Below are 19,505 nucleotides of genomic sequence, written 5' to 3'. Positions count from 1 at the left end.
AGGCTACGGGGAACGGCCGCCATGCCGAGGGCGCGGCGGCCACTGAGGGATCAGCGGATGATCTGCAGGATGTCCGACATCATCTGGTCGGCGGTGGTAATCACCTTGGAATTGGCCGAGAACGCCTGCTGCGTTACGATCAGCTTGGTGAATTCCTCGGAGATATCCACGTTGGACGCTTCGAGAGCCGAACTCGACAGCGCGCCGTCGATATCGATCGGGCTGCCACTCTGGATGGTCTCGGTATAGGCGCCGCCGTCTTCCGCCTTCAGATAGCTCGCACCGTTGAAGGCGACGATCGGGATCTTCCACTTCGCGACGGTCTGGCCGTTCGAATAGTTGTAGCTGACGATGCCGCTATTATCGTCGATCGACAGCCCCTCGAAGGCGCCGGTCGAATAACCGTCCTGCGTCAACTGGTTGGCTGTGGCAAGGCCGTTCTTGTCGGCAAATTCCGTGGCCCCCATGTCGAGGGCGATCGTGCCGAAATTCTTGCCACCGACAGTGAGGTTGTTAATGGGAAGCGCCGAGGTCGAATCGAGCTGCTTGCCGGCGCTATCGAAGAAGAAGCCTGTGCCGGCAACGGGGGTGGCGTAGGTCTCCGTCCAGCCAAGCGCGCCCGGTGCATGAGTGCCGTCGGTGATCGCCTGCCGACCGAGCGTACCGTTGGTGACCGAGGTGCCCGAGGGGATCTGCGTCCAGACGGGAATGGTGCTATCAGATGCGCTGTATGTCTCCTGGTTGCGATAGAACAGGCCCCACTCGCTGCGTCCGGTGCTCGCCTCGTCGAATTTCGACCAGCGGAGCTGGACGACGGCCGGCGTGCCCTGGGCGTCGTAAACCGTGACGGTTCCACCGGAAATCGAATTGCTCATGAAATCGGAGACTTGGGTACCAACCACCTTGCCAGTGCTGGCGATCTGATAGCTGATGGGCGCAGTCGTCGCCGAGGTCGTGGCGGACGGCCAGTCAGGATCGTAGATGTTGGCCGTGCTCACCGTTGGATGGGCGGTGGAGTTGGTCGTCACCGGTTCCGTGGGCAGGTTGAGCTTGTAGGTGATCTCTGTGCTGGCTTTGGCGCTCTGCGACGTCTTGTCGACGGTGATCGGGCCCTTCGGATCCTCACCCACCGCCGGCGACTGGTTGATGCCGATCAGGCTGTAGCCGGAGCCGTTGCGCAGGTAAGTCTGGCCGTCGCGGGAATCATAATACTGCTCGAAATCGCCGGCGCGGGTGTAGCGGGTGCCAAGGGTGTTATCGAGCGGATCGGCAGACACCGAGAAGAAGCCCGTGCCGTTGATGGCGAGATGGGTATCGACCTTGGATCCCTGGATATCGCCGTCGAGTGTGATGGTCGAGCGCGACGAGGCGCTCACGCTACCCGCTGTAACGCGGGCGGGATTGGAAGCATTGCCGCGCACGAGGTCGGCGAAGCTGGTGTCTTTGCGTTTGAAGCCAGTCGTCGATGAGTTGGCAATATTGCCCGAGATATTCTCAAGGGCGAAGGACTGAGCTCCAAGGCCACCGACGGCCGAGTTCATTGCGGTCAGGATACCCATTCTCGTTTCCCTTACGATCTGCAACGCGGTCGGCCGGACAAATGGCCGCTACGAAGACAAGCGCAATGGACGTGCCAAATGGCTTTCCGGTTTTTTTCCAGTTGTTTCTGGGAAAGAGACGCGTTTCCTTAATTAACAAAGGGTTAACGCTACGGCAAGGTTCGGTGCGACAGGCAAAACCTGCCGAGTCAAACCGGTCACTCGGCACTATTTGGCGCGCGGCGCCCGGATGCCGGCCATGATTTCGGAGATCTGCGGCCGCCGCCGTTCGAGGAACGGCAGGGGGCGGCAGACATCGATGGCGGCAACGCCGACACGGGCGGTCAGAAGACCGTTGATCACTCCCTCGCCAAGGCGCGCCGACAGCTTGGCGGCAAGTCCGTGACCGATCAGTTGCTGCGCCAGACCATCGCCGACCGCGATCGAGCCGGTCACCGCGAGGTGGGTGAGGACAAGACGGGTCAGCCGCGCCATCCCCATGAACCCCGGTCGGCCACCATAGAGAGCGGCAAGGCGGCGGATCAGGCCCAGCGTCGCCACCACCACGAAGATGACGTCGACGGCGGCACGCGGCGACACCGCCGTCACCACCGACACACGGGCGGCGGCATCCGACACCAGCCGCCGCGCGGCTGCGTCGAGTGGGGCGAGAAGATCGGCCTCGGCCAGCACCAGCCGGTCGCGGCCGTCGATGATGTCGTCGACACGGGCCTCCGTCGCTCGCCGTCCGAGTGCAAGCTCGGGCCGGTCGGCATAGAGCGTGACCAATTCACTCACCACCGCTTCAGCTTCCGGCCGATCATCGCGGGCGGCGGCGAGATCGGCACGCCGGCGCATGCGATCGATCCGCCTCAGCCAGATGAGGCCAGCGATCTCGCGGACGGCAATCGCGACCACGGCGATAACGGCGAGAGCGATCAGGGCAATCGCCAGCCAGCCGAGCCAATCATCGCGCGCAAACAGCTCGCGGACCAGTTGGTCGAGCCAGAGCCCGACCGCCATTGACAGAATACCGGCGACCGCGCCGAAGAACAGCCGCGACCAGGCAAATCGCCGGCGGACCGGCAGCAGCGGCACCGGCAAATCCTCGGCCTCCACTGCCTCCTCGACAATGACGGTGGCATCCGATGATGGCGCCTCGCCCGGACGGACGTGGCTGACGTCGTCGGCAGAAAGATCGAAGGCGGTGGGGCGACGCGTCATGCCAGGCGGTCTCCAAGCAGAAAATCGAGGGCGCGGTCGAGGCGGATGTGCGGCAGCGACAGACTGACACCCTCGGCCGTCACTTCCACCGGCGGCGGCCGGAACCGCAGGAAACGGAGCGCATCAAGCGGCTGCTCCTCCGCCTCGGGCGCGCGGAACAGGGCCTGTGGATTGTCCGGCAGGTCACCGGGGAACAGGGCGATTTCTTCCTTGCCGTCATAGAGATGATCGTCGAAAAGCTCGCCCTCCTGCGGCACGCCAAGAATGCAGGGCAGGCTCTCGCCGTTGCGGCGGATCGTTGCCTCGCGCGTCGCCCGCACGGCCGCCAGAGCTTTGACGTCCACCTCGGCGCCGGAAAACGACGCGCGGGCGATCGCCCGGTCAGTGAGCCGGCGGAGGATCAACTCCAGCCGATCGTGGCTCGCATGGTGCAGATGATCGGCTTTGGTGGCGGCGAACAGGATGCGGTCGATACGCCGCGTCAAAATCTGCCCAAGCCAGGAGGCGTGTCCCGGACGAAAACAAGCGAGGATCTCGCCGAGCGCCACTTCAAGGTCAAGCAGCGCCTCGCGTCCGCCGTTCAGTGCCGCCAGCACGTCCACCAGCACCACCTGCCGGTCGAGACGGGCGAAATGGGTACGGAAGAATGGCCGGACCACCACATCCTTATAGGCCTCGAAGCGGCTCTCCATCATCGCCCACAGGCTGTCGCGCGGCGCCTCGCCGGTCTCCGGCAGATCGAGCGGGGCAAAGGTCAGCGCCGGCGAACCGGCCAAATCCCCCGGCATCAGAAAGCGACCGGGCGGCACCATGGAAAGCGCGAGACTGCCGCCGCGCGCCGCGCCGAGATAGGCCGAGAACAGTTCGTGCAAGCGTCCCGCTGTCTCGTCATCGGCGGGCCCCAGCGGATCGATGCCGGCGCTATGGACGAGCCAGTCGGTGGCGATGCCGTTGCGTCGCGGCTCGCGCGCCCGTTCCAGCGTCTCGCGGGAAAAGGTACGGAAATCCTTGGACAGGAGCGGCAGGTCGAGCAACCATTCGCCGGGGTAGTCGACGATGTCCAGATCGAGCTTGCCGCGCCCCAGCGACCGACCGAGGAAGGTGGCGCTCTCATAGGCGATGGTGAGACGCAGCTCGGAGATCTGCCGGGTCGACTCCGGCCAGACGCGGGCATCGGTCAACTTCCGGACATGGCCGCGATAATCGAAGGTCGGGACGTCGGGATGAAGCTGCGGCCGGATCTCCGCCCCCAGCAACCGCCCCGCCCGCCACGGCTCGAACATCGGCAGCCGGCCGCCATGCGTCAGGTTGTGGATCAGCGCCGTAATGAACACGGTCTTGCCGGCGCGAGACAATCCGGTGACACCGAGCCGAAGCGATGGCGAACCGAGACTCCAGGCGAAATCGGCCATGTTGTCGAGGGCGATACGCGCCCCGTCGGATAGCGTGGTGAAGCTCACGACCCAGTGGCACCCCGTCCTCGAACCTCGTCCGACGCGAAAGGCGCCGCGGCCTCTATGTAGGCACATCCGGCGCCGCCACAATGGCCGCCACCCAGACCGCGGGTCAGTCGCCAGCCGGAGCGCCGAGATCGGCCGGCGTCACAAAGGCTACGAGCCGGCCGCTGCCAGGCCCAACGTCCCGCCAAGCGACGGAGAAATCGATCACGGCCAACGAACCGGTTGGAAACCTCTCCTCAAGCTGGGCCAACATGCCGGGATCGCCCTCCCCCGGAAGTGTCGTCGCCAGTCGGTGGATCGACGGATTATGCCCCACCACCAGAAGCCGCTCGGAACTGTCGGCGTGACTGGCGATCACCTTGAGCATCGCTCCCAGCGAAGCCTCATAGAGATCGCGCACGTAATCCATGGCGACGTGATCCGGCAGAAATGGCCGCAATTCCTCCAGCGTCTCGCGTGTCCGCGCCGATGGCGAGCAGAGAACGAGATCGGGCACATGACCCTCTTTGGCCATATGGCGGCCGACAACCGCCACGGCCGCCCTTCCCCGTTCGGCGAGCGGCCGGTCGAAATCCTTCTGGCCGGAGAGAGCCGGCGGCGATTTGGCGTGACGGAGAAGAAAAAGACGTGGCATTGGCGGGCTCCGGGACTCCCATCGCGCCGGACTTGGCGTAATGTCCACTCATTCTAACCTGATTCCGGGCTGCCGACGCGGCCCCCCGACGATCTGCCGTCCTATCGGGCTCGCAAACTCCGTCGGTCAGGGCCGCCAAGGATTATTTCATGCCTACCGCTTCGGACGTCGCGCCGCGCTTTTCCAACCAGGCTGACGCCATCCACTGGCTTCGCGATCGTCGTATCAACGAGGTCGAGTGCATCATTCCGGACATGAACGGCATCATGCGCGGCAAGATCGTGCCGCGCGAAGATTTTATCCGCATCATCGACGCCGGCATCCGGCTTCCGGAATTCGTATTCTTCCAGGCAGTGACCGGTGACAGTGCCGTCGAGAGCAAGATCGTCAACCCACTCGACCGCGACATCCGCTGCATCCCCGATCTTGCCACGCTGCGCCTCGTGCCCTGGTATGACGAGCCGACGGCGCAGGTGATTTGCGACTGCCATTTCGCCGATGGCCGCCTCGTCGACTTCGCGCCCCGCTCGGTTCTGCGTCGCGTCATCGAACTCTACGCCGATCGCGGCATCCGCCCGGTGGTGGCCCCTGAGGTGGAATTCTACCTGACCGGCCAGAACGACGACCCAGATCTGCCGCTGGAAGTGCCGATTGGTCTATCCGGCCGCAAGGAAAGCGGCAGCCAAGCCTACGGCATCGAGCACGCCAACGACTACGACCACGTCGTCAACCAGATGTATGACTATTGCGAGGCCTCGCGCATCGAGATCGCCACCATGGCGCACGAGGCCGGCCCGGCTCAGCTTGAGATGAATTTCCGCCACGGCGACCCGATCGAGCTTGCCGACCAGACATTCCTGTTCAAGCGCACCGCCCGCCTCGCCGCCCGCAAGTACGGCATGGTCGCCACGTTCATGGCCATGCCGCATCAGGAAATGCCGGGCTCGGCCACCCATATCCACCAGTCAGTGGTCGGCGTCGCCGACGGTCGCAACATCTTCGCCAATCCCGACGGCAGCGACACTGAAGAGCTGCACCACTATATCGGCGGCCTGCAGCGCTATGTTCCGATGTCGATGAGCCTGTTCTGCCCCAACGTGAACAGCTACCGCCGCATTCGTCTCGAAAGCGACGCGCCGATCAACGTCCACTGGGGGCGCGACAATCGCACCTGTGGCCTGCGCGTGCCGGATTCGGGACCGGAATCGCGCCGCGTCGAGAACCGGGTGATCGGTGCCGACAGCAATCCCTACATTGCCACGGCGACAACGCTGGCCTGCGGTCTGATCGGTCTTGAGGACAAGATTGAGCCGGACGAAGCGGTGACGGTCGACGCCAAGACGCTCGGCGTGACGCTGCCCATCCATCTGTCGGATGCGCTGATCGAACTTGGCGACTGCGAACGCCTGAAAACCGTGCTGGGCGCCCGCTTCGTCGAGGCCTACATCGACGTCAAGCAGCTTGAACTCAGGCTCTACAACCGCGTTATCTCGAGCTGGGAACGCGAGTACTTGCTGCTCAACGTCTGAGACTGGCGGATGCGGCCGGCGATTGCCGCCGCGAGACGCTGCCCCGGCAGCTCGATGAACCGCCATGTGGCCAACGAGAAGGCCATCACCAAGGCAATGTAGATCGCCGCCACAAGGCCCTCGCGTGTCGCCACCGCATCCGGCATCAGCCGGTCGATGGTCTGCGACAGGCGCGGCACGACATAGGCGACCAGGAACAGGTGGGTCAGGTAGATCGAGTAGGAGAGCCGGCCCAGCCACTGCACGGGCCAGGTTGCCATGAAGCGCGATAGCAGGCCGCGATCGTCGGCATGGGCGAATACCAAGGCGAGGAACACCAGAGGCGCAAAGTAGCGAGCTTCCGGCAGCGAGGCAGTTGCCCAGACGAGGCCAATACCCGCTAGCGCCATTGGGATCTCCGCCCGACCGTCGGCGAGTGACCGGAACGATCCCCGGCGATGCAGACACTCCGCGAGAACACCGGAGAAGAAGCCCAGGAGACAGCGGACGATGCCGAATACGTCGGTACTGATCATGCCGCGACCGGTGATGTCCACGACGAGGATGAGCCAAGCCGCCAGCGCGATGACGCCGGCCACCACCATACGTCGGTCAGGGCGGCCCGCCGTCCGGACGGCAACCAGCGCAAAGACCGCGTAGGTCCAGATTTCGGCCGAAATGCTCCAGCTCGGGAAATTCCAGGTGAGTTCGGGGCCGAGACGGACCGTTTGCAGGAACAGGGCGATCGGCAGAATGTCGGACGGATTGCGGGCGGCGGCGAAAGCGGCGTGTTCCGAGGAGAACCCCGTCTCGCGCTGCAGCGCCAGCTTCGCCAGCTCGACGACGATAAACAGCGCCAGCATGGACAGATGCAGCGGCCACAAGCGACCAAGACGCCGCACCGCGAATATGGCGACCCGCTCGCCGTCGGCCAGTTCGTCGGCGTAGACGCGGGCGATGACGAAGCCGGAGAGCACGAAGAAGAAGTCGACCGCCAGCGTCCAGGAGTCCAGCGATGGCACCGAGGTCAAGTAGCCGTTGAGCTGCAGATGGATAAAGCAGACGGCGAGCGCCCCAATCCCTCTCCAGCCGTCGAGTGCCTTCATGCGCATGGCATCGCTCCAATTCGCTGATGGCATGCCGGAACCGGTCCGGCCACGCCGCGGCGACAAAAACCCCACGACAAAAGTCTGGGGGAGAGCTCAACTTTAAATCCGGGTGTCGGCTGGAAGCAATCTAAACTGATAATTAAGGATAACGGCGCCGTCCGGCCCGCTTCACGCTTGCCGCGCCGGCATGTGCACCACCAGCCCGTCGAGATCGCTGTTCACCTTGATCTGGCAGGAGAGACGAGAAGTAGGCCTGGGATCGGCGGCGAAATCCAGCATGTCCTCTTCCATCGGCTCGGGCTCGCCGGTGGCCGCCACCCAGGCCTCGTCGACGTAGACGTGGCAGGTGGCGCAGGAACAAGCGCCGCCGCATTCGGCCTCGATGCCAGGAACAAGATTCTTGACGGCATTCTCCATCACCGTGGTGCCGATCTCGGCCTCCACCTCATAGCGGGTGCCTTCGTGAGAGATGTAGGTGATCTTGGGCATGGAAACCTGCGGCTGCGGGGCGTCGCCCCTCGGACCCTGTGGTTCGGCTCCGCCATTCGCCCCCGCCCCGTACAGGATGCGAGGAATACCGGTGTCGAAAGCCCCACTGACAACGTGTTGTTTCTGACAGAGCGCTGACCTTTGACCGGGAGGTTAGCGTCTCCCGAGATTCAGATGCAAATTCGCCCCACATGAGCCAATTGCAAATATAGCAGCGTCCGCCGTCGTCAACCCCTGTCACCGAGACGAGCCTCGATAAAGGCATTGGCGGCGGCAACGGCCCTCCCGAGCTGGGTGAGTTCGGACCCGGCCTCAGAACCGCGCAAGAGATTGGCTTCGAGCGCCGCCGCCACGCTGGCTACCACGGTTGCTCCAATGCCGCGCGCCGAGCCGAGCAGCAGATGAGCCGTCGCGGCATCGGGCCTCGCCCGCAGCCGGTCCAGGCAGTCACGGCTTTGCTTGAGGAACAGACGCAGCACTTCAGCCTCAAGGTCGGCGTTGCCGAAGGTCTGCTCGGCCAAATGCCGCAGATCGATGGGAGCGCCAGTGTTTCGCTCGCCATTGCTCATCGGTTCTCCCCTTCCATGCTTTTCGGAAGGCCATCCACACCCGCCTCGCGGAGGCTGAACAGGTCCCGATAACGTCCTACCGGCTCCGAGGAGCGATCGGAATTCTGAAGATATGGTTAATTCGCCGGCTGCAATCCAAGCCTGTTGCCGCCGTTAAGTATGGCCCTCACGTTTCGGAACCTCACCCACGAGATCCATACCATCGGTGGCCAAGAGGACGCCACCCCGCAAGCAGGTCGGTAACCATATGTTTTAAGCCAATATTCAAGTCGAAAGCCTAACGTCTTGACTGTGTCTGTCCTGCCTCTAGCAGCCTCATGCCCGGCGCGTGCGCCGATCGGCGAGAGCATGGCGGCCACCCTAAACATCCGTCTTCGGATCCAAAAATAACAACCGGAAGATGAATAACAATGTGCGGCGCTTATTAGTGGCTTGTTAACAATACGGGGCGCCGGGGGAGCTTTCCTTGTCCGGAACGCCCTGTTGTGCCATTACATTTTAATAGGCTTTCCTCGGCCAGCGTAGCCATTGCCGCCTCTTCAAGGGCACATGGCGGTCAGGAAAGCCCGAGTTCGTGTCGCTCGCCTAGGCCAGGCGGGGGCACGGTTCGAGCGGGACGGCAACCGGGGGTTCGCTTCCGGAGTTGTTCAGCAGCAAGTATGCGGACAAGAGGGTACCATGGTAAAAAGCACCAAGGCATCGGATCCGGCGGAGGCCGCACTCTCCGCCGTCGAGGAGGCCCTGAAGATCGACTTCGGTGTCTCGGCCGATACGCCGAGATCACCCGACCAGGATACCTTCGCCGATAGCCCCGATGCCACTCAAAGGCAGCCGCACGTCGACACCGCCGATGCACCGCGCACGACGGCTCGTCCGGGCCGCGCCCCAGCCAATGACGACCGTCGGTCCGTTGCAACTCTGCTTTACCAGATGCAGCGCCGGCCTTCCGCTGCTCCCTTCTGGGTCGCGCTTCTCGCCTCGGTGATCTGGGTTGCCGGCGGCTTCTATGTTGCTCGCATCGCTTTTGGCGACTTTTCGGTCTTGGCCCAGCCGGCCACCCTGTTCGCGCGTCCCGACGGCTTCGCGCTGGTCGGTGGCATCATTGCCCCGGTCGTGCTGTTCTTCGCCATCGCCACCATGATCTGGCGCGCCCAGGATCTGCGGCTCGCAGCTCGTTCCCTCACCGAAGTGGCGATCAAGCTCGCCGAGCCCGAGCTGTCGGCTAAGGAGAACGTCGTCACCGTCGGCCAGGCCATCCGCCGCGAAGTCGCCGCCATGGGCGACGGCATCGAGCGGGCGCTCGCCCGAGCCAGCGAGCTCGAAGTGCTGGTCCACAACGAAGTTTCCTCGCTCGAGCGTTCCTATGCCGAAAACGAGCTGCGCATCCGCGGCTTGGTCGAGGAACTCGTCAACCAGCGGGAAAGCGTGATCGCCAATGCCGAGAAGGCGCGGAGCGCCATCTCCGGTGCCCACCAGAACCTGTCGGAAGAGCTGCGCACCGCCGGCGACCTGCTGACCAACCGCATCGACGAAACCGGCCGCAACGTCACCCGTACCTTCGGTTCCAAGGCCGAGGAACTGGCACTGGCCTTCGAGGCCGCCGGCAACTCCGTCACCGAGACGGTGGCCAAGCGCGGCGCCGACTTCCTGTCGACACTGGGCGCCGAGCGTGAAAGCCTGATCGGCGGCCTCGCCGAGACCGGCACCGCCATCAACGAGGCGATCGCCACCCGCAGCGATGCGCTGACGCGCACCATTACCGAGGAAGGCGGCCGTCTGGTCGGCGCCATCGGCAAGGAAACCGAACAGCTCGGCAGCGAACTCGCCAGGCGCTCGGACGAACTGGTGTCGACGATCGCCACCCGCGCCGCCGACCTGTCGTCAGCCCTTAGCGACGGCACCGGCGAACTGGCCTTCACGCTGGCCTCGCGCACCGAGGAACTGGTCTCTACGCTGAACGCCCGTTCGGAGGAGCTGTCGTCGACGCTCACCGATCGCACCGCCGATATCGCCTTCACTCTGTCCGCCCGCACAGAAGAGATCGTCTCGACGATCGCCGCTCGCTCCGACGAGCTGTCGTCGACCCTGTCGGTCCGCACCTTCGAGCTCGGCAAGACTCTCGGTGAAAAGGCCGAAGAGATCGGCACAACGCTGTCCACTCGCACCAACGAATTCTCCGCCGCGCTCACAGAGAAGAGCGAGGCCCTCGAGAGCACGCTTGCCCTGCGCTCGGCCCAGCTTGCCAGCACCATCGAGGCGCGCACCAACGAACTTAGCGCCGAGCTGACTGACAAGACCCAGCTCATCGATCAGACGATCTCCGGCCGTACCAACGAACTGGCCGAGACGCTGTCGACCCGCGCCGAGTTGTTCGGCGCCACCCTCGCCGAGCAGTCGGCCAACTTCGACCGGACCATCGGTCACCGCGTCAACGAACTGGTCTCCACCATCGCCACCTCGACGTCGGTCATGGAGACGCAGCTTCTCACCCGCACCGACAACCTCGACAGGGTGCTCACCGAGCGGTCGCAGGAGATCTCCTCCACCCTCGATAGCCGCACCGGTTCGCTCGAGACGCTGCTGCGCGACCGTAGCGACGCCATCATTTTCTCCATCGATACCACCGTCGCCGCCCTTGAGGAAAACCTCACGCTGCGCACCCGCGAGATCGACGAGACGCTGGCCCGCTCCGGCCAGACTTTCGCCGAGGACATCTCGCAGCGCGCCTTCGCGGTCAGCGAGCAAGTTGCCCGCACGACCGACGAAGCCTCGAAGGCGATGGCCGAGAAGATCGACACCATCAACGAGACGCTGCGCTCCACCTCCGAGGGCGTGCTGCTCGATCTGTCGATCCGTGGCAGCGAGATCACCGATCGCCTCGACCAGACCGGTAGCCTCATCAGCTCGACGATCACCGAACGCGGTACCGATCTCGTCAACAAGTTGGCCGTCACCGGCGAGGCGATGCACACGGCGATCAACGTCAACGGCGTCGAACTGGCCGATCGGATCGCCGCCTCGGGCCAGGAAGTCGCCCGCATGATGGACGACCGCACCACGTCGATCCGCGGCATCATCGACGGCGCCACGCTGTCGGTGGAGACGTTGCTCGCCGACAGCGGCAGCCTGTTCTCCGAGCGCCTGTCGACCATCGGCGCCGAGATCGCCCGCGCCGTCAACGCCCGTGGCGAACGCGTCGCCGAGACCATTCTCGCCGCCGGCAGCCAGATCGCCAACCTGCTCGACGACCGCTCCGACAGCATGTCGGTGAGCTTTGCCGAGCGCATCCGCGTGCTCGACGAAATCATCAACGGCCGCGCCGCCGAACTGGTGGAAAATCTGGTCAGTCGCACGTCGATGCTCGACGGCTCGCTTGAAGAGCAGATCGCCCGCATCGAGGCAGCGCTTGCCGAGCGCACCCTCACCATCCAGAACGCCCTTGCCGATGGTACCCATGTGCTCGAAGAGACCCTCACGGGCCGCTCTGGCAACATCACCAGCCTCATCGACGAGCGCGTCGAGCGGCTGGGCGTCGAATTCGACAAGCGCTCCGGCACGCTGGTGGAGATATTGGACGGCCGTACCCAGGCAGTCCTCACCTCGCTGGAAGGCCGCGCTGGCAGCTTCGGCGCTTCGCTGGAAGGCCAGCTCGCCGCTTTCGACGGCAACGTCGGCAAGCGTCTCGAGGACGCCACGCGCACCTTCGCCGACAAGGCGGATTCGCTGACTGGCACCCTCGACAACCGCATCGAACTGATCGACCACGCGCTCGACGGCCGTGCTCGCCAGATCACCGAAACGCTGATGGCCCGCACCCGCGATCTGGCGCAGGCCTTCTCGGCCGGCCAGTCTGAAATGGTCGATGCCATCGAGGGCCGTCTCGACGCGGTCGGCCGCTCGCTGCAGCGCAAGACCGAGGAGTTCACCGAGACGCTGGCCGACAAGGTGGCCGAAATCAACGTGTCGCTCGGCTCCAAGGTGTTCGAGGTCGCCGAGACGCTGGACAGCCGCGCCAGCTCGCTGGAAGTGTCGCTCACCCAGCGCCTCGCTTCCATCGTCGATATGCTCGGCAGCCAGACCGAGAACGCCCGTGAGGAACTCGCCCGCGCTCTCATCAACGCCGCCGCCGTGCTGCAGAAGGAAAGTGCCCGCGTCCGCGACGACCTCACTGGTTCGGTGGAAGCGGCCACCGATAAGCTGCGCTTCGAGGCCGACCGGGCCAAGACGATCGTCACCGAGGCCATGACCGACATCGCCAACGAGATGGAAACCGGTTCGGTCCGGGCGCGTGACGTCGTCTCAAGCGTGCTGGAAGGCATGTCCGAGCGCCTCGCCGGCGAGAGCGAGCTGGTTCGCAGCTCCGTGGTCGCCGCCATCGACGGCGCCGCCTCGCGCCTGGCGGTCGAGGGCGAGAACACCTCGCTTGCCGTCAGCCAGTCGTTGTCGGGCGCCGAGGATCGTCTCGCCAGCCTGCGTGACGAAACGCATGGCACGCTCAACGAACTCATCACCACCCTGTCCGACGTGCTCTCCACCGAGAGCCAGAAGGCCCGCGAGAACGTCTACGAGGCGATCACCGCCGTCGAAGGCCGCCTCGTCGGCGAGAGTGAGCGCGTCCGCGACACCATCATCGGTTCGGTCGACGACGTCACCGGCCGGATGGCAGCCGAAAGCGAAAAGGCGCGCGCCGGCCTGATCGGCGCCATCGACGAGGTTACCGACCGTCTCTCGGAAGAGACTGCCCGTGCCCGCTCCAACCTCATCGGCTCGGCCGAGGCGGTCACTGGCCGCATCGCCGGCGAAACCGAGCGGTCTAGCGAGATCCTGGCGGCCGCCATCGCGTCGGCCACCGAACGCCTCGCCGACGCGACACGCGATCTCGAGAGGGTGCTCAACGCCCGCACCGAGGCCGCGGCGAGCGCCATGGACACCCGTGCCGAGAAGGTGGTCGATGTGGTCACCCGGCGCATGGCCGAGCTGGCCGATCTGGTGGATGGCCGTGGCGGCGATCTCGCCAATGCCTTCCTCTCGGGCACCCGCGCCCTCGACGACGCCGTTGGCAGCCGTGGCGAGGAAGTGGCTGGCCTGGTCCGCAATGCCGCCAACGATGTGCTGGCGGCGCTGGCCAAGGGTGGCGAAGGCGTCAGCCGTGCCATTACCCAGCGCGGCAACGATGCGTCGGATGCCCTGAAGCAGGCGACGCTGTCGCTGATGGCCACCTTCGACGAACAGGGCCGCGACGTCCTGCAGTCGCTCGACGAAACCACGACGCGCGTCAAGACCGACGTGGTCGCCGTGCTGGCACAGGTGGACGACGCCAACCGCGGCCTCCGTTCCGTCGTCGATCAGGCGGCCGGCAACCTGGCCCGCATCGAACGTGGCCTCGAGCAGCAGACCGGCGACCTTCGCCTCGCCCTCGATCGCGTCGTTGCCGACACGACCGCTTCCAGCACCACCGTCGCCGAGACGACCGAAGTCCTGCGCGAGGTCTCGCGCACGGTACTGGCCGACATCGGCACCATCGCCACATCGCTCTCCGAGCAGACCGGCGATCTCCAGTCGTCGGCCCGCGCGTTGTCGTCGGTGGGCGGCACCCTCCAGGGCGTCATCGGCGATCGCCTCGTGGCGCTCGACAGCGTGGTCTCCACGCTGCAGGAGCGGACCGAGACGATGTCCGAAAGCCTGCAGAACATCTCCGGCCAGATCCAGGACACGCTGTCCAACGCCGAGCGCCGCGCCCGCGACGTCGGCTATCAGTTGGCCCGCAACGCTGAGACGGCCATGAACGGCGTCACCCAGCAGCTTGAGCAGCTGTCGGTCAGCGCCGAGGAAGAAGGCGTCAAGGCGAAGGTGACCATCGAGCGGGTACGTGGCGAGCTGATCTCCGAGATCAACGCTGCCATCGGCTCGGCTGTCGACCGTTTCGCCGGTGCCACCGAGGAAATGCGCAAGGCCACCCGCGCCGTCGGCCGGGAGCTGGAACAGATCCGCGAGGATCTGAGCCGTGGCGTCCTCGACCTGCCGGAAGAGACCAGCCAGCACACCGCCGCCATGCGCCGCGTGGTCAGCGAGCAGATCCGCGCCCTGAACGAGCTCTCCGAGATCGTCTCGCGCCAGCTGCCCGGTGAAAAGGTCGCGGACGTGCCGATGCGTGCGCAGGCGTCAGCTCAGACGTCGGTCACCCGCAGCCTACCGGCCCAGAAGCCGTCGCAGCCGACGGTGGCCGAGACCCCGCGCGCCTTCCCGCGTCAACCGGCCAACCAGCCGCCCCGCCCCGCCGTCGCAGAACGCCGTCCGGAGCCACGGCAGCAGCCTGCCACCGACGAGCGCGGTGATCGGGCGAGCGGCTGGATCTCCGACCTCTTGCGCCGCGTCAACGACGAGGACGGTGCGACGCCGCGCCTGCCGTCATCTGATCGTGGCGCCAAGAGCGGTAACCCGCTCGACGGTCTGGGATCGCTGACCTCCGACATCGCCCGGTCGATTGACCCGGAGGCCTATGCCGATCTCTGGGACCGTTACCGGCGCGGTGAAGGCAACGTGTTCACACGTCGCGCCTACACGCTTCAGGGCCAGCAGACCTTTGACGAGGTACGCCGCCGCTACGGTCGCGAGACCGACTTCCGCGAGGCTGTCGACCGCTATATCGACCACTTCAGCGCTCTCTACGAGGAAGCGGTCCAGAAGGACCCGAACGGCCGCCTTGCCGAGAACTATCTGAATTCCGATACCGGCAAGGTCTATACGCTTCTGGCTCATGCCAGCGGCAAGCTCGGCTGAGCCTGCAGGACATAACCGACATTGAAAGGGCGCCCGCACGGCGCCCTTTTTCTTTGGCCGGATTCAGCGCTTTTCGCGCGTTCCGGCGAGAGGCGCGGGCAAGTTGGTCCCAACGCAGGACACTTGCATTTCATCCGATCACGCGTTCGTTATCGCGCTCGCTGTAACAAACGCCCCCCAGCCTCCGAGTACCTTGCGTGCCCAATAGAAAAGGGCGCGTCTTGAAACACGGAGAACATCAATGCTGAGGACTTCCGTCACCACCGTCCTTCTCGCCGGCGCAATCACTTCGGCCCTCGCAACCTTTGCCAGCGCCGCGCCGCTGACCAAGGCGGAGGCCAATGCCGCGATCGCCGCCCACAAGGAGAAGTGTTACGGCGTGGCTCTCAAGGGCCAGAATGATTGCGCCGCCGGGCCGGGGACGACTTGCCAGGGAACCTCAGTCAAGGATTTCCAGGGCAACTCATGGAAGTTCACCCAGGGCGGCACCTGCGCCTCGCTGGAACTTCCAGGCGGCCGCCATGGTTCGCTGATGCCTCTGGATCGCGACATCTGATGATCGGCCGATCAGGTTGGTTGAGCCTGATCGGAACCCACCCGCTCCAGCAAAAGATCCCGGAAAGCGGAGGCGACGATGGCCAAAGTCGACGTGACATCCAACATCCCCATGAAGACGGAAACGACGCTCCGCTTTCCGACGATCTCCATGTCCGGCCAAACCGGCACCAGCTTCAAGCCGGAACACCTCGCGGCGATATTTGCCGAAGCCGACCGGCAGGGTTTCTTCGAGGTTCACGCCGAAAACTACATGGGCGCCGGCGGCCCGCCGCATCGGGCGCTCGAACGCGTGCGCCGCGACTATCCGATCTCCCTGCACGGTGTCTGCATGTCGCTCGGCGGCCCGCAGCCGCTCGACAGAGACCACCTGAGCCGTTTCAAAAGCCTGGTCGATCGCTACGAGCCGGCGCTGGTGTCCGAGCATCTCGCTTGGTCGACCCATGTGAACACTTACCTGAACGACTTGTTGCCCCTGCCCTACACGGCCGCGACGCTGTCCCATGTCTGCGACCATGTCGATGAGATGCAAAACGCGATCGGACGGCCGATCCTGTTGGAGAACCCCTCGACCTACGTCCTGTTTGCCGCCTCCTCGATGAGCGAGACAGCGTTCATCGGCGAGGTCTCCCGTCGAACCGGCTGCGGTCTGTTGCTCGACGTCAACAACGTCTTCGTCTCGGCCACCAACCACGGCTTTTCGGCGCTGGACTATCTCACCGACTTTCCGCTTTCGAAGGTCGGCGAGATCCACCTCGCCGGTCACGCCGAGCAGGAAGATGATGAAGGCGAACCGTTGCTGATCGACAGCCATGATGGACCGGTCACCGATGCCGTCTGGCGGCTCTATGAGAATGTGATTGCCCACCGCGGGCCGATCCCCACGCTGATCGAGTGGGACAGCCAGATTCCCCAATGGCCGGTCCTGCGGGCAGAGGCTTTGGCGGCGCAAGCGATCCTTGATCGAAACGCCAAGACCAGGGAGCCAATCCATGCACTCGGCTGACATCCTGCCGCTCAGGCCACAAGCAACGGATTTTGCCGGTCAGTTCTCGGCCGCCCTGCTCGCTCCCGACGCCGCGACACCGGCGCTGGTAACAGGCCCGCGCGGCAAGCGGGCGGACAAGCGCTACAATGTCTACCGCAACAACGTCACGGTCAGCTTGATCGCGGCGCTCGCCTCGGTCTACCCGGCAGTGGAGCGCATCACGGGCACCGATTTCTTTCGCGCCATGGCCCGTTTCCATGTGCGTGAGACACCGCCCACCTCGCCGCTGCTGTTCGAATATGGACGAAGCTTCCCCGACTTCATCGATCGCTACGACTACGCCGCGGATATGCCATGGCTATCGGACGTGGCCCGCATCGAACGTTTATGGCTCGACAGCTATCACGCCGCCGACGCACCGGCCCTCATGGCCAAAGCCCTTTCGGCTGTGCCGCCGGAAGATCTGGGCACCCTGACCTTCAAGCCGCATCCCGCCACGCGGCTGATCTCATCAGCGCATCCGGCTGTCACCATCTTCGCCATGAACCGGAGCGCTGACCCGATTGGCCGCGTCGACGACCGGCCGGAAGACGGGCTGATAACGCGGATCGAGGATGAGGTGACCGTGCGCCTTCTGGCGCCGGGCACCGCCATCTTTCTTCGCGCGCTACTCGGCGGACAATGCCTGGCGGTGGCCGTCGCGACGGCCTTCGAGGCCGAACCCGACTTCGACCTTTCCGGTGCTATCGGCGAGATGATCGCCGCCGGCGCCTTCTCCCACATCGAGACGGAGAGCTGCCATGTCGAGCATGTCTAGGTCCGTGCCCCATCGGGGCGTTCTTTCTTCACTGGCGCGGCTCGTTACCACGGCCGATAGCCTTGTCCGCGCCGTGGCCCCGCCGGACTTTGTCCAGGCAGCTCTTCGCCTGGCGCTCGCCGTTCCCTTCTGGCGGTCGGGCATCTTGAAATGGGATGGCTTCCTGCAACTCAACGATACGGCGATCGATCTTTTCAGCCAGGAATTCATGCTGCACCTGCCGGGCGGCCCCTACCCCTTCCCCGCGCCGGCGGTGATGGCTTTCCTCTCCGGATGCGGCGAGATCGTCTTCCCGACGCTTCTTGTCCTTGGTCTTGCGACGCGTTTTGCCGGCCTCGGCCTGCTCCTGATGACAGCCGTCGTCGAGCTGACCGTGCCCGATGGCTGGCCGATCCACATCACCTGGGCGGCGATGGCGCTTGCCATCATGCGCCATGGGCCTGGTCGGGCCTCGCTCGACTATCTGATCGTCAGGGGCTCCGGCCTTGGCTCTGCTCGAGCGTGACGGACGTCGTTTGGACAAGGAAAAGGTGGCGCTTGCGTTCTCTTGCCGTTTACCCGCCAATGCGTTCAGAACCTGGATCCCCGCTGAGAGGGTGCTGGCGGATGAGCCATTCGGCCCGGGAAGACGAATGGGCGGCCTGGATGTGCGCGGCGATGGCCGGCGACACGCTAGCCTATCAACGCTTTCTGAAGGCCATAACGCCCTATCTCAGATCGATCGCCCGCCGGCGCTGCGACCAGTTCGGAGCTTCACCGAGCGAAGCGGAGGACGTGGTACAGGAAGTTTTGCTGGCGGTTCACTTGAAGCGCGGCACCTGGGACACCTCCCGGCCGGTCGGCCCATGGCTGTCGTCCATCGTGCGCAACAAGCTGGTCGACAGCCTGCGTCGGCGAGGCCGCCACGTCAGCGTCCCGATCGAGGATGTCATGGAGACGCTGGAAGCCGTCCCTCACGACGAGGGCGCCGACCGCGTCGATGTCGACCGCCTGCTGGAAGGCTTGCGCGATCCACAGCGCGACATCGTGCGCTCCATCTCGCTCGGTGGTGCCGGTATCCGCGAAACGGCCGAGCGGCTGCAAATGACGGAAGGCGCCGTACGGGTGGCGCTACACAGGGCGCTCAAAGGATTGGCGGCCCTCTATCGGAGCGACAGACGTGCAAACGGATGACCTGATCAACCTCTTGGCAAAGGATGCGCGCACGAGCGTTCGCTTTGGCCACGTTTTCCTGATCGCGCTGGTGATCGGAGTGGTGATCTCGGCCTTGCTGTTGCTCTCCACCCTCGGCATCCGCAAGAACATGGTCGAAGCGATCGAGACGCCGCGCGTCATGTTCAAGCTCGGCCTCACCCTGCTCTTGGCGATCACCTCCACACGCCTCGCCTTCCTGATCGGCAAGCCGGGCGTGTCGTTGCGCGCGGCGGCACTGGCGCTTCTCCTGCCGCTCACAGCCCTGCTCATTGGCATCGCGGCCGAACTGTTCGTCGTGCCGCGGGCGGCTTGGGGAACCAGCCTTGAGGGACATTTTTCGAGCTTCTGCCTCGTCTTCGTCCCCATGCTGTCAATCGCCCCGCTCGCCGCCATCCTCTATTCCGTCCGTCAGGGAGCCCCGGAAAGCCCCGGCAAAGCCGGCGCAGTGGCAGGCCTTGCCGCCAGCGGCATCGCAGCCGCCATCTATGCCTGGCACTGCCCGGACGACAGCCCGCTCTTTCTGGCAACCTGGTACGCGCTCGGCATACTGGTGGTAACCGCCGCCGGCTTTCTCCTGGGCCGACGCGTCCTTCGCTGGTAATTGCCCTATCCTCGCCAAGAGCGCCCTGCACTCCGATAC

The 19,505-nt window shown here is 64.8% G+C and carries 15 protein-coding genes; 8 read left to right on the top strand and 7 right to left on the bottom strand.

The features are described 5' to 3' along the window. Positions 1-50: 50 nt before the first annotated feature. The 4 genes from AB6N07_RS12665 to AB6N07_RS12650 all read right to left on the bottom strand — a co-directional run bounded on the left by AB6N07_RS12665 (position 51) and on the right by AB6N07_RS12650 (position 4,856). Complete coding sequence (locus tag AB6N07_RS12665) at positions 51-1,559, bottom strand: flagellar hook protein FlgE (protein ID WP_370678158.1); 1,509 nt, start codon at positions 1,557-1,559, stop codon at positions 51-53. A 207-nt stretch (positions 1,560-1,766) separates the two neighbouring features. Then, positions 1,767-2,762, bottom strand: coding sequence for a YcjF family protein (locus AB6N07_RS12660; RefSeq protein ID WP_370678157.1), 996 nt, complete (start codon positions 2,760-2,762; stop codon positions 1,767-1,769). Then, positions 2,759-4,222, bottom strand: a complete 1,464-nt coding sequence (locus tag AB6N07_RS12655) for a YcjX family protein (RefSeq protein WP_370678156.1) — start codon at positions 4,220-4,222, stop codon at positions 2,759-2,761. The genes AB6N07_RS12660 and AB6N07_RS12655 overlap by 4 nt, the downstream gene beginning before the upstream one ends. A 106-nt stretch (positions 4,223-4,328) precedes the next feature. Next, complete coding sequence (locus AB6N07_RS12650) at positions 4,329-4,856, bottom strand: histidine phosphatase family protein (RefSeq protein WP_370678155.1); 528 nt, start codon at positions 4,854-4,856, stop codon at positions 4,329-4,331. A 149-nt stretch (positions 4,857-5,005) separates the two neighbouring features. Between AB6N07_RS12650 and AB6N07_RS12645 the strand changes: the two genes are divergently transcribed. After that, on the top strand, positions 5,006-6,385 hold the full coding sequence (locus tag AB6N07_RS12645; RefSeq protein WP_370678154.1) for a glutamine synthetase family protein: 1,380 nt from the start codon (positions 5,006-5,008) through the stop codon (positions 6,383-6,385). Here the strand turns inward: AB6N07_RS12645 and AB6N07_RS12640 are convergent. The 3 genes from AB6N07_RS12640 to AB6N07_RS12630 form a co-directional block, all read right to left on the bottom strand. After that, on the bottom strand, positions 6,331-7,476 hold the full coding sequence (locus AB6N07_RS12640; protein ID WP_370678153.1) for an acyltransferase family protein: 1,146 nt from the start codon (positions 7,474-7,476) through the stop codon (positions 6,331-6,333). The genes AB6N07_RS12645 and AB6N07_RS12640 overlap by 55 nt on opposite strands. Positions 7,477-7,641: 165 nt before the next feature. Beyond that, the gene (locus AB6N07_RS12635; RefSeq protein ID WP_370678152.1) at positions 7,642-7,962 is read right to left on the bottom strand and encodes a 2Fe-2S iron-sulfur cluster-binding protein; all 321 of its coding nucleotides are present in this window, start codon (positions 7,960-7,962) and stop codon (positions 7,642-7,644) included. A gap of 227 nt (positions 7,963-8,189) precedes the next feature. Then, positions 8,190-8,531, bottom strand: a complete 342-nt coding sequence (locus AB6N07_RS12630; protein ID WP_370678151.1) for an Hpt domain-containing protein — start codon at positions 8,529-8,531, stop codon at positions 8,190-8,192. Between the two features lie 678 nt (positions 8,532-9,209). Between AB6N07_RS12630 and AB6N07_RS12625 the strand changes: the two genes are divergently transcribed. The 7 genes from AB6N07_RS12625 (at position 9,210) to AB6N07_RS12595 (ending at position 19,466) form a co-directional block, all read left to right on the top strand. Then, complete coding sequence (locus tag AB6N07_RS12625; RefSeq protein WP_370678150.1) at positions 9,210-15,311, top strand: hypothetical protein; 6,102 nt, start codon at positions 9,210-9,212, stop codon at positions 15,309-15,311. Between the two features lie 241 nt (positions 15,312-15,552). Beyond that, positions 15,553-15,867 carry a DUF2282 domain-containing protein gene (locus tag AB6N07_RS12620; protein ID WP_370678149.1) on the top strand — a complete coding sequence of 105 codons (315 nt, stop codon included), beginning with the start codon at positions 15,553-15,555 and terminating at the stop codon, positions 15,865-15,867. Positions 15,868-15,945: 78 nt separating this feature from the next. Beyond that, positions 15,946-16,872 carry a DUF692 domain-containing protein gene (locus AB6N07_RS12615; RefSeq protein WP_370678148.1) on the top strand — a complete coding sequence of 309 codons (927 nt, stop codon included), beginning with the start codon at positions 15,946-15,948 and terminating at the stop codon, positions 16,870-16,872. Further along, a complete protein-coding gene (locus tag AB6N07_RS12610; RefSeq protein WP_370678147.1) occupies positions 16,859-17,671 on the top strand; it encodes a DNA-binding domain-containing protein in 813 nt (270 codons plus the stop codon). Before AB6N07_RS12615 ends, AB6N07_RS12610 begins: the two co-directional genes overlap by 14 nt. Further along, the gene (locus tag AB6N07_RS12605; RefSeq protein WP_370678146.1) at positions 17,655-18,176 is read left to right on the top strand and encodes a DoxX family protein; all 522 of its coding nucleotides are present in this window, start codon (positions 17,655-17,657) and stop codon (positions 18,174-18,176) included. The genes AB6N07_RS12610 and AB6N07_RS12605 overlap by 17 nt, the downstream gene beginning before the upstream one ends. Positions 18,177-18,277: 101 nt before the next feature. Continuing rightward, the gene (locus AB6N07_RS12600; protein ID WP_370678145.1) at positions 18,278-18,844 is read left to right on the top strand and encodes a sigma-70 family RNA polymerase sigma factor; all 567 of its coding nucleotides are present in this window, start codon (positions 18,278-18,280) and stop codon (positions 18,842-18,844) included. After that, the gene (locus AB6N07_RS12595) at positions 18,831-19,466 is read left to right on the top strand and encodes an NrsF family protein (RefSeq protein ID WP_370678144.1); all 636 of its coding nucleotides are present in this window, start codon (positions 18,831-18,833) and stop codon (positions 19,464-19,466) included. Before AB6N07_RS12600 ends, AB6N07_RS12595 begins: the two co-directional genes overlap by 14 nt. Positions 19,467-19,505 lie beyond the last annotated feature (39 nt).

It is taken from the genome of Pleomorphomonas sp. PLEO, assembly GCF_041320595.1.
GTDB lineage: Bacteria > Pseudomonadota > Alphaproteobacteria > Rhizobiales > Pleomorphomonadaceae > Pleomorphomonas.
This window is presented reverse-complemented; position numbering and strand designations above follow the sequence as displayed.

Coding starts and splice junctions, on each gene's coding strand:
- AB6N07_RS12665 (WP_370678158.1), bottom strand. CDS start 1,559: ATGGGTATCCTGACCGCAATGAACTCGGCCGTCGGTGGCCTTGGAGCT.
- AB6N07_RS12660 (WP_370678157.1), bottom strand. CDS start 2,762: ATGACGCGTCGCCCCACCGCCTTCGATCTTTCTGCCGACGACGTCAGC.
- AB6N07_RS12650 (WP_370678155.1), bottom strand. CDS start 4,856: ATGCCACGTCTTTTTCTTCTCCGTCACGCCAAATCGCCGCCGGCTCTC.
- AB6N07_RS12645 (WP_370678154.1), top strand. CDS start 5,006: ATGCCTACCGCTTCGGACGTCGCGCCGCGCTTTTCCAACCAGGCTGAC.
- AB6N07_RS12640 (WP_370678153.1), bottom strand. CDS start 7,476: ATGCGCATGAAGGCACTCGACGGCTGGAGAGGGATTGGGGCGCTCGCC.
- AB6N07_RS12635 (WP_370678152.1), bottom strand. CDS start 7,962: ATGCCCAAGATCACCTACATCTCTCACGAAGGCACCCGCTATGAGGTG.
- AB6N07_RS12630 (WP_370678151.1), bottom strand. CDS start 8,531: ATGAGCAATGGCGAGCGAAACACTGGCGCTCCCATCGATCTGCGGCAT.
- AB6N07_RS12625 (WP_370678150.1), top strand. CDS start 9,210: ATGGTAAAAAGCACCAAGGCATCGGATCCGGCGGAGGCCGCACTCTCC.
- AB6N07_RS12620 (WP_370678149.1), top strand. CDS start 15,553: ATGCTGAGGACTTCCGTCACCACCGTCCTTCTCGCCGGCGCAATCACT.
- AB6N07_RS12615 (WP_370678148.1), top strand. CDS start 15,946: ATGGCCAAAGTCGACGTGACATCCAACATCCCCATGAAGACGGAAACG.
- AB6N07_RS12610 (WP_370678147.1), top strand. CDS start 16,859: ATGCACTCGGCTGACATCCTGCCGCTCAGGCCACAAGCAACGGATTTT.
- AB6N07_RS12605 (WP_370678146.1), top strand. CDS start 17,655: ATGTCGAGCATGTCTAGGTCCGTGCCCCATCGGGGCGTTCTTTCTTCA.
- AB6N07_RS12600 (WP_370678145.1), top strand. CDS start 18,278: ATGAGCCATTCGGCCCGGGAAGACGAATGGGCGGCCTGGATGTGCGCG.